At 70.1% G+C, this 8213-nt stretch carries 9 protein-coding genes; 4 read left to right on the forward strand and 5 right to left on the reverse strand.

Annotated elements, in window-relative coordinates; genetic code table 11:
* From VSO01S_RS24995 to VSO01S_RS25010, 4 genes are all read right to left on the reverse strand, one after another.
* Positions 1 to 646 (reverse strand): LacI family DNA-binding transcriptional regulator (locus tag VSO01S_RS24995; RefSeq protein WP_153305429.1); only part of this gene is annotated, 646 nt, incomplete at its 3' end.
* 68 nt (positions 647 to 714) lie between these two features.
* On the reverse strand, positions 715 to 1914 hold the full coding sequence (locus VSO01S_RS25000) for an acetate/propionate family kinase (protein WP_068645480.1): 1200 nt from the start codon (positions 1912 to 1914) through the stop codon (positions 715 to 717).
* Positions 1915 to 1927: 13 nt separating this feature from the next.
* On the reverse strand, positions 1928 to 2713 hold the full coding sequence (gene fabI / locus VSO01S_RS25005; RefSeq protein WP_068645481.1) for an enoyl-ACP reductase FabI: 786 nt from the start codon (positions 2711 to 2713) through the stop codon (positions 1928 to 1930).
* Complete coding sequence (locus VSO01S_RS25010; protein ID WP_084242108.1) at positions 2710 to 5301, reverse strand: DUF3141 domain-containing protein; 2592 nt, start codon at positions 5299 to 5301, stop codon at positions 2710 to 2712. The genes fabI and VSO01S_RS25010 overlap by 4 nt, the downstream gene beginning before the upstream one ends.
* A gap of 36 nt (positions 5302 to 5337) precedes the next feature.
* Between VSO01S_RS25010 and VSO01S_RS25015 the strand changes: the two genes are divergently transcribed.
* A complete protein-coding gene (locus VSO01S_RS25015; protein WP_373282931.1) occupies positions 5338 to 6372 on the forward strand; it encodes a phosphate acetyltransferase in 1035 nt (344 codons plus the stop codon).
* A gap of 27 nt (positions 6373 to 6399) precedes the next feature.
* Here the strand turns inward: VSO01S_RS25015 and VSO01S_RS25020 are convergent, their stop codons facing one another.
* The gene (locus VSO01S_RS25020) at positions 6400 to 6759 is read right to left on the reverse strand and encodes a PRC-barrel domain-containing protein (protein WP_068645483.1); all 360 of its coding nucleotides are present in this window, start codon (positions 6757 to 6759) and stop codon (positions 6400 to 6402) included.
* A 186-nt stretch (positions 6760 to 6945) separates the two neighbouring features.
* On the opposite strand from VSO01S_RS25020, the gene VSO01S_RS25025 reads away from it, so the two are divergent.
* From VSO01S_RS25025 to VSO01S_RS25035, 3 genes are all read left to right on the forward strand, one after another.
* Positions 6946 to 7365: a low affinity iron permease family protein gene (locus VSO01S_RS25025; protein WP_068645484.1), complete on the forward strand. Its 420-nt coding sequence runs from the start codon at positions 6946 to 6948 to the stop codon at positions 7363 to 7365.
* 108 nt (positions 7366 to 7473) lie between these two features.
* The gene (locus VSO01S_RS25030) at positions 7474 to 7956 is read left to right on the forward strand and encodes a hypothetical protein (protein WP_068645485.1); all 483 of its coding nucleotides are present in this window, start codon (positions 7474 to 7476) and stop codon (positions 7954 to 7956) included.
* 34 nt (positions 7957 to 7990) lie between these two features.
* Positions 7991 to 8213 (forward strand): hypothetical protein (locus VSO01S_RS25035; RefSeq protein ID WP_153305430.1); only part of this gene is annotated, 223 nt, incomplete at its 3' end.

Genomic DNA, 8213 nt, shown 5'->3' on the forward strand with positions numbered 1-8213 from the left:
GCTCGAAGGCCTGCAGCCGCCGGTCGGCGCGCTCGTCGTCGCCGGCGATCACCGCCAGGTGCCGCCGGCCCTTGCGGTGCAAATACTTGGCCACGGCGGTGCCGACGTCGGCATGGGAAAAGCCCACCAGCATGTCCAGCGGCGTGGGCGTGAGGTCCCAGGTTTCCACCACCGGAATGCCGGCCGCCATCAGGCGCTTGCGGCCTTCGGCCGAATGCATGATGCCGGTGAGCACGATGCCGTCGGGCCGGCGGCCGATGATGGCCTCGAGCAGGGCGTCCTCGCGCGAGTTCACGTAGCCGCTCTGGCCCAGCATGAGCTGGTAGCCCTGTTCGGCCAGGGCGGTGGTGAGCGCCTCGATGCTGTTCTGGAACACCGGCCCGATGATGGTGGGCACCACCGCCGCCACCAGCCGGCTGCGCGTGGACGCCAGGCTGCCTGCCAGGCCGTTGCGCACATAGCCGGTCTTGGCCACCGCCTCGGTGACCCGCTTGAGCACCTCGGGCGACACCTGCTTGGGCGAGCTGAGCGCGCGAGACGCGGTGATGGGCGCCACGCCGGCCAGCTTGGCCACGTCGTGCAGCGTGACGGCGCCGCTGCCGCGGCGGGTGCGACGGGGAGCAGGGGCGGCGCTGGGCTGGCTCATGCCGCGCATTCTAGGGGGCTGATAGCGCTACCGTCCAGCAGGGCCGGACGGCTCCTTCAGCAGGGCCGTCAGCCGCCGAGTGCCCGCACCGTGTGCCGCGCGATCATCAGTTCTTCATCGGTGGGCACCGTCCACGCGGAACAGCGCGAAGCCGCGGTGCTGATGCGCGGCCCGCCGCTCGCGTTGGCAGCGGCATCCAGCTCGAAGCCCATCCACGCCAGGGCGCGCAGCACGCGCTCGCGCACCTGCGCCGAATGCTCGCCGATGCCCGCGGTGAACACCACGCCGTCGAGCCCGCCCAGCGCGGCGGCCAGCGAGCCCACTTCGCGCGCGATGCGATACACATACAGGTCGATGGCCAGCGCGGCGCGCGGCGCATCGCTGGCCAGCAGCGCGCGCATGTCGCTGGAGACGCCCGAGATGCCCAGCAGGCCCGAGTCGCGGTACAGCATGCGCTCCACCTCCTTGGCGGACATGCCGCGCTGCTGCATCAGGTAGAGCAGCACGCCCGGGTCGATGGCGCCGCTGCGCGTGCCCATGGGCAGGCCCTCCAGCGCGCTGAAGCCCATGGTGCTGGCCACGCTGCGCCCGCCCTCCATGGCGCACAGGCTAGCGCCGTTGCCCAGGTGCATGGCGATCACCTTGCCGCGCGCCAGCTCGGGCGCCACCTGGGGCAGCCGCGAGGCGATGTATTCGTACGAGAGCCCGTGAAAGCCGTAGCGCCGCACGCCTTCCTCGAAGAAGTGCCAGGGGATGGCGTACATCTGCGCCAGCTCGCTCGTGCTGCGGTGAAAGGCGGTGTCGAAGCAGGCCACCTGCGGAATGCCTGGCAGCGCTTCGAAAGCCAGGCGGATGGGCGCCAGGTTGTTGGGCTGGTGCAGCGGCGCCAGCGGCGAGAGCGCCTCCAGCTTGGGCATGTCTTCGGGCGTGACCACCATCGGCTGCGAATAGTCCGGCCCGCCGTGCACCACCCGGTGGCCCACGCCGCGCAGGGTGGCGCCGGGCACCAGCTCGCGCACCGCCGCGATGGTGTGGTGCAGCGCCGCGTCATGGCCGAGCTTCTGGCCTTCGCCCCAGGTGTGCTCGCGCAGCACCAGGCCGTCGGGCGCCTTGGCCACGAAGTGCGGCGAGGTGTCCAGCCCCTCGGCCAGGCCGCGCAGCACCAGGCGCAATTCGTCGCCCGCGACCTCGTACAGCGAGAACTTGAGGCTGGACGAACCCGCATTCGCCACCGCCACCATGCCGCGTTCGAGCGATGCTTCGATCATCGGCGCGCCCTTCTCAATTCATGATGTGGTAGCCGCCGTCCACGTACAGCGTGGAGCCGGTGAGCAGGCGCGCATGGTCGCTGCACAGCATGGCGGTGGCATAGCCCACGTCCTCGATGCTGGCCAGCTGGTGCGCCGGGGCGCGCGCGGTGGCGTCGTCCAGCAGTGCGTCGAACTCGGCCAGGCCCGATGCGGCGCGCGTGCGAATGGGGCCCGGCGACACTGCATGCACCCGGATGCCCGCCGGCCCCAGCTCGTGCGCGAGGTAGCGCACAGAAGATTCCAGCGCGGCCTTCACCGGGCCCATCACGTTGTAGTTCTCCACCACCTTGTGCGCGCCGTAAAAGCTCATGGTCAGCAGCGTGCCGCCTTCCTTCTTCATGAGCGGCTCGGCCAGGTGGGCCATGCGGATGAAGCTGTGGCAGGACACGTCCATGGCCATGCCGAAGCCGGCCGCCGAGCAGTCGACCAGCCGGCCCTGCAGGTCGGCCTTCGGGGCGTAGGCGATGGAGTGCAGCGCCGCGTGCAGCACGCCCCAGCGCTCGTTCACCGCGTCGAACACGGCCTCCAGCGCGCCGGGCTGCGTGACGTCCAGCGGCAGCAGCAGCGCCGCATCGAGCGATTGCGCCAGCGGCTCGACATACGTCCTGGCCTTGTCGTTGAGGTAGGTGATGGCCAGCTCGGCGCCCAGCGCCTTGAAAGCGGCGGCGCAGCCCCAGGCGATGGACTGGTCGTTGGCGACGCCCGTCACCAGGACCTTCTTGCCGGCCAGCGGCCCTTGCGTGGTGGTGGTCGTCATGTGGAGCGCTTCCTGGTGCTGGTGGCGGAGGTCTTCCTGGCCGGCTGGTTCACGACCAGGCGCAGCTCGCGCTGCGCGGTCTTGGCAGGGGCGGATCTGGGCGCGGGCTTCGAGGCCGACTTTGGGGTGGACTTCGCGGCGGCGTTCGGGGCGGACTTCGCGGCGGTTTTGGCGGCGGTCTTGGCGGCGGTCTTGGCGGCCGTCCTGGGTGCCGGCTTCGCCGCAGCTTTCCGCGCCGCCTTGGCCGCAGGCTTGCCGGTACCTTGTTCCGCAGGCGCTGTTTTCTTCCTGGCCCCGGGCCGCGTCTTCTTCGCCACCGGCGGAACGGAAACGCCGGGCACCGGCGCGCTGCTGTGCTGTGCCTGCTCGCTGGCCACCGTCTGCGCCAGCGACAGCGACAGCGCGGCGATGCGGGCCGGGTCCACGCCCAACTGCTCGCGGATGAAGCGCGCCGCGGGCGATTCGGGGTCGGACAGCGTGGGCTCGGCCATCAGCACCGCGGCCGCCAGCGCCAGCGCATGTTCGCGCTCGGCCTTGGTGGGCAGCAGGCGGGGCAGGGCGGCCATGGCCTCCTGCGGCGCAAAGGTCACGATCACGGCCTGCGCATCGAGGATCGTCGGCCAGTCCAGCACCGGCGCGCTGGCCGGCACGCCCACCATCTGCCGCACCATCTCGCGGTGCGAGCTGCCCAGCAGCTGGCCCAGGCGCAGGTTGCGCCGCTCGATGGCCCCGCGTTTGGAAATGCCGGCCACCACGATGCGGCACACGGCTTCGGCAAATCCGCCCTTGTCGACATTGGCCAGCGCCAGCTTGCGCGCCTTGGCTTCGTCGGTATCGGCGCGGTTCAAGGCCGCCAGCTCGTCCGCCACCGCGGGCGGCAGCACGGCGCCCAGGCCGCGCGGGCCGTAGGCCAGGTTCACCAGGTTCTCGGTGGCGCTGTCGCGGGCGTCGCCCATCTGGTTGAGCGCCTGCGTGATCCATTCGGAACCCAGCCGCTCCCAGGCCAGCCAGACGTTGTCGGGCGACACCGGCTCGCGGTGGCTGCGTGCCTTCTCGGCTTCCTGGCGCAGCCAGGGCGCGAAGGGGCTCATGTCCGACAGCACCAGGTGCTGCTGGCGCAGCGGATGCGTCCAGCGCATGAAGTCGCCCAGCGCCCGGCTGCCCAACGTCCGCACCCACGGCTGGACGAAGGTGCGGTAGGCCGTCATGTTCACTTCGGACAGCTGCGCGATGGTGCTGAACATCGCCTCGTCGCCCCGCCCGTCGGGGTCGAGCGCGCGGATGTCGTCGAAGGTGCGCGTCTCGAAGCGCACGCCCCAGCTGCCGGTTTCCAGCGCGGCGAACTCCGCCTTCGGGTCCCTGGGCTCGATCTTCATCTCGTACAGGCCCGGCGGCAGCGCGTCGATCTGGTCGAGCGTGTTCACCAGCTGGTCGTGTTCCTTGCGGGCCACCGCGCCGCCCACGAAGATGCCCAGGTGGCCGATGGTGGGATGCAGCATGTAGACGATGGTGCGGCCGGCGGCCACCAGCGCCTTCTCGCTGCCCCACACGTCCAGGATCCAGTCCAGCGCCTGCTGCGGCGGCGTGATGTTGTCGCCCCACGAGGCGAACACCACCACCGGCGAGGTGATGTTGCGCAGGTCCACCTTCACGCCCTCGAGTTCCACGCCGCCGCGGGCCAGCTTGTTGCCCACGAACAGGTTCTCGACGATGGACTCGATCTCCTCGCCCGTCATGCGGAAGTAGCCGCCCCACCAGCGCTCGAACTCCAGGAAGCGCTCGCGCTCGGTGTCGACGTTGGCATACAGGTTGTAGAGCTTGCCCCAGTAGGTGTTGCCCAGGTTGAGGTTCTCGAAGTTGTTCACCAGCCAGGCGCCGTCGAAGCGGTCGCCGGCCAGGTCGGCGGTGAAGGCCGACAGCCAGGCGCCGCCGAGCATGCCGCCGGCATAGCGCATCGGGTTCTGCTTGGCGCTGCCCGCCCAGTAGGACAGCGGCGCACCGTTGAGCACCAGCGGCCCCATGACGTCGCCGCGCACCGAGGCCAGCGCCGCCATGGCCCAGCCGGCCTGGCAGTTGCCGATGACGGCGGGCTTTTGCTTGCACTGCGGATGGCGCCGCACCACCTCTTCGAGAAAGGCGGCCTCGGCGCGCGCCACGTCCACCAGCGTCTGGCCTTCCTCCGGCTCGGGCGCGAAGGTGACGAAGTACACCGCGTGCCCGGCGCGCAGCGCCACGCCCACCTCCGAATCGGGCTTGAAGCCGCCGATGCCGGGCCCGTGGCCGGCCCGCGGATCGACCACCACGATGGGGCGCTTGGCCGGGTCGATGGGCGTCTCGGCCGAAGGCACGATGCGCAGCAGCGAGTAGTTGCAGGGGCGGGGAAGGGTGCGGCCGTCCAGCAGGAGATCGTGCTCGAACTGCAGCAGCGCGGGCTTGCCGGCCAGCAGGTGTTCGAGGAACACATTGCCGCGTTCGCGTAGCACGTCGGCGGTGAGCACGCTGCGCTGCCAGGCGTCGACGCTGTAGGCCGCCAGGTCCTCAAGCGTCTTTTGCAGTGCGGCGGCGGTCGGCTTGGCTGGAGCGGTCATGGCGCAACCTTTGTGCTTGCTTTGTTGCACGGCAGCATGCACGATTCGCGCGTCAATTTCGCCGGATACCCACGAGCCCGCTCAGGTATTGGGCGCCGCCCGACCACCCCGAGGCCCGCCATGACCCAGCACAACGCAGCGCACCCCCATTACGACCGGTTGATCGCCACCGTGCGCCAGTTGCCGCCGCTGCGGGTGGCGGTGGTGCACCCGGCGAACAGCCCCTCGCTCGAGGCGGCGCTCACCTCGGCGCGCATGGGGCTGATGGTGCCGGTGCTGGTGGGCCCCCGCGCCAGGATCGAGGCGGCGGCGGGCGAACTGGGCGCCTCGCTGGAAGGCATCGAGCTGGTCGACGCGCCCCACAGCCATGCGGCGGCCGAAAAGGCTGCGGAGCTCGCGCGCGACGGCAAGGTCGATGCGCTGATGAAAGGCAGCCTGCACACCGACGAGCTCATGGGCGCGGTGGTGCGGCGCGAGGCCGGCCTGCGCACCGCGCGCCGCATCAGCCACTGCTTCGTGATGGACGTGCCGGGCCATTCGCAGCCGCTCATCATTTCGGACGCCGCCATCAACATCGCGCCCACGCTGGAAGAGAAGGTCGACATCGTGCAGAACGCCATCGACCTGGCCCATGCGCTGCGCATGAGCCATGTGCGCGTGGCGGTGCTGTCGGCCATGGAAACCGTCAACTCGAAGGTGCCGTCCACCATCGATGCCGCGGCGCTGTGCAAGATGGCCGACCGCGGCCAGATCACCGGCGCGGTGCTGGACGGCCCGCTGGCCATGGACAACGCCATCGACGCCGAGGCTGCCCGCATCAAGGGCATCGAGTCGCCGGTGGCCGGGCATGCGGACGTGCTGATCGCGCCCGACCTGGATGCCGGCAACATGCTCGCTAAGAGCCTGACCTTTCTGGCCGGGGCCTATGCGGCGGGCATCGTTCTGGGCGCCAAGGTGCCCGTCATCCTGACCAGCCGTGCCGACTCGGAGCCGACCCGGCTGGCCTCGTGCGCGGTGGCCGCCTTGCTGACGGAGGCGGCGCGCGAGGGCCGCATCCGCGCCGTGGGCTGAACGCCTCGCGCGCCGGCGGTCAGCCCGTCAAAGCGGGCCCACGCCGTAGTAGCTGTTGACGTTGCGGCTGTACTCGGGGTCGTAGTCGCGCATCTCGTCCTTGGCATAGCGCGGCGCCTGGGTGATGCGGTCCTTGTCGAGCGGCACCACGTAGCCTTCGCGGGCAACGTCGTAGTCCAGCATGCTCCAGGGCACGGGGTACCGGTCGGTGCCGATGCCCAGGAAGCCGCCGAACTCCAGCACCGCGAAGCAGACCTGGCCGGAGACCTTGTCGATCATCAGGTCGTCGATGGTGCCCAGCTTGTCGCCGCTGGGGGAGTACACGGCCGTGCCTTCGACGCGCTCGGAAGAAATGACGTTGCGGCTGGTTTCGGAAACAGGGGTCATGAGCTTCTCCTGGTGGCCGGGCCGCGGACATGCGGCCCTCGAAGCCACTATGGCGCTGCAGCCGCGCGCGCCTGAACGGGCAAGGAGCCAAGCGCATGTAGGTCCGGCTGGCATGTGGCTGTCAGGCTCCCACCGTGTGGCCAGTGGCTATATTGGTCCGCGTGTCACCTGGATTGGAGAAAGACCATGAAACGTCCCGACGTGTACACCCGCCTGGCCAACAGCGCGGCCCGCTTCTGCGGCCGGCCCGGCGTTTTCATCCTCGCCGCCGGCGTCGTGGTGGCATGGATCGTGAGCGGGCCGATCTTCGGCTTCAGCGACACCTGGCAGCTGGTGATCAACACCGGCACCACCATCGTCACCTTCCTGATGGTGTTCCTGATCCAGAACTCGCAGAACCGCGACACCGCCGCCATCCAGATCAAGCTCGACGAGCTGATCCGCGCCACCCACGGCGCCCACAACGCGCTGCTCGACCTGGAAGAACTCGAGGACAAGGAGTTGCAGGAGTTTCGCGCGCGCTACGAGAGCCTGGCCCGCGCCGCGCGGGACGCCATTGCCGGCGGCGGGCTGGACACCGAATCGCCCGAGGCCCCCGAGCCCTGACGGCGTGCTTCCTACGCGGGCGCCACCGGTGCGCCTACCTCCCGGCCCGCGGCACGGGCCTAAGGTGAGTGTTTGCAGTGAAGCACTGGCTGAAGAAAGGAGCATCCGATGAACGCACGTCATGACAGCCAAAGGGCCCGCCGCGACGGCACCCAGCGCATTGGCCACGACCCGCGGCGCGGCGCATCGTCGCCGCAATGGAACCGCGAGGCGCAGATGGAGGACGAGCAATTCCACAGCCGCCACGCCAGGCCCTACGAGAGCCCGTACGGCAACCCCTATGGCGGGCAGTACGGCGGCTACGAGAACAGCCGCCACGCCAGCGCGGGCTTCAGCGGCTACGGCGACTACGAAGAGGAGCTGGAGGAGCGCTGGGCCGACGACCGGCGCCATGACCCGGACTACGCGCAGTGGCGCCAGGAACAGATGCAGCGCCTGGACGAGGACTACGCGGCCTATCGCCGCGAGCGCTACCAGAAGTTCTCGCAGGACTTCGATGCGTGGCGCGCCGGCCGGGCGCGGGGCGCCAACGCGCCGGATGAAGGCAGCGATGCGGGCGGTGGCAAGAGCGGCAGCAAGCAGCAGGGCTGAGCGCGCGTGACGCGCCATCACAAGAGGTTCCATGATGAACGACGAAACCACCGAGCAACCGACACAGGACCGGCAGGACAACAAGCGCGCGTTCCGCTGGGGCGCGATCGCGGCGGCCCTGGTGGCCGTGCTGGCGCTGGGCTACAACATGGTGTCGCACGAGCGCGCCGGGCCGCTGGGCCCGGAACCGGCGACCAGCACACAGCGCCAGCAATCACCTGCACCGCCCGTTGGCGGCGCCGACAACGCGGCCGGCC

Origin of the sequence: Variovorax soli NBRC 106424 (assembly GCF_001591385.1) — a bacterium.
In the GTDB taxonomy this organism is placed as follows: Bacteria; Pseudomonadota; Gammaproteobacteria; order Burkholderiales; family Burkholderiaceae_C; genus Variovorax; species Variovorax soli.

Bases quoted from the DNA above. Each gene is read 5' to 3' on its own strand.
- fabI (WP_068645481.1), bottom strand. From the start codon at position 2,713: ATGACGACCACCACCACGCAAGGGCCGCTGGCCGGCAAGAAGGTCCTG.
- VSO01S_RS25020 (WP_068645483.1), bottom strand. From the start codon at position 6,759: ATGACCCCTGTTTCCGAAACCAGCCGCAACGTCATTTCTTCCGAGCGC.
- VSO01S_RS25030 (WP_068645485.1), top strand. From the start codon at position 7,474: ATGAACGCACGTCATGACAGCCAAAGGGCCCGCCGCGACGGCACCCAG.
- VSO01S_RS25015 (WP_373282931.1), top strand. From the start codon at position 5,338: ATGCACGATTCGCGCGTCAATTTCGCCGGATACCCACGAGCCCGCTCA.
- VSO01S_RS25000 (WP_068645480.1), bottom strand. From the start codon at position 1,914: ATGATCGAAGCATCGCTCGAACGCGGCATGGTGGCGGTGGCGAATGCG.
- VSO01S_RS25025 (WP_068645484.1), top strand. From the start codon at position 6,946: ATGAAACGTCCCGACGTGTACACCCGCCTGGCCAACAGCGCGGCCCGC.
- VSO01S_RS25010 (WP_084242108.1), bottom strand. From the start codon at position 5,301: ATGACCGCTCCAGCCAAGCCGACCGCCGCCGCACTGCAAAAGACGCTT.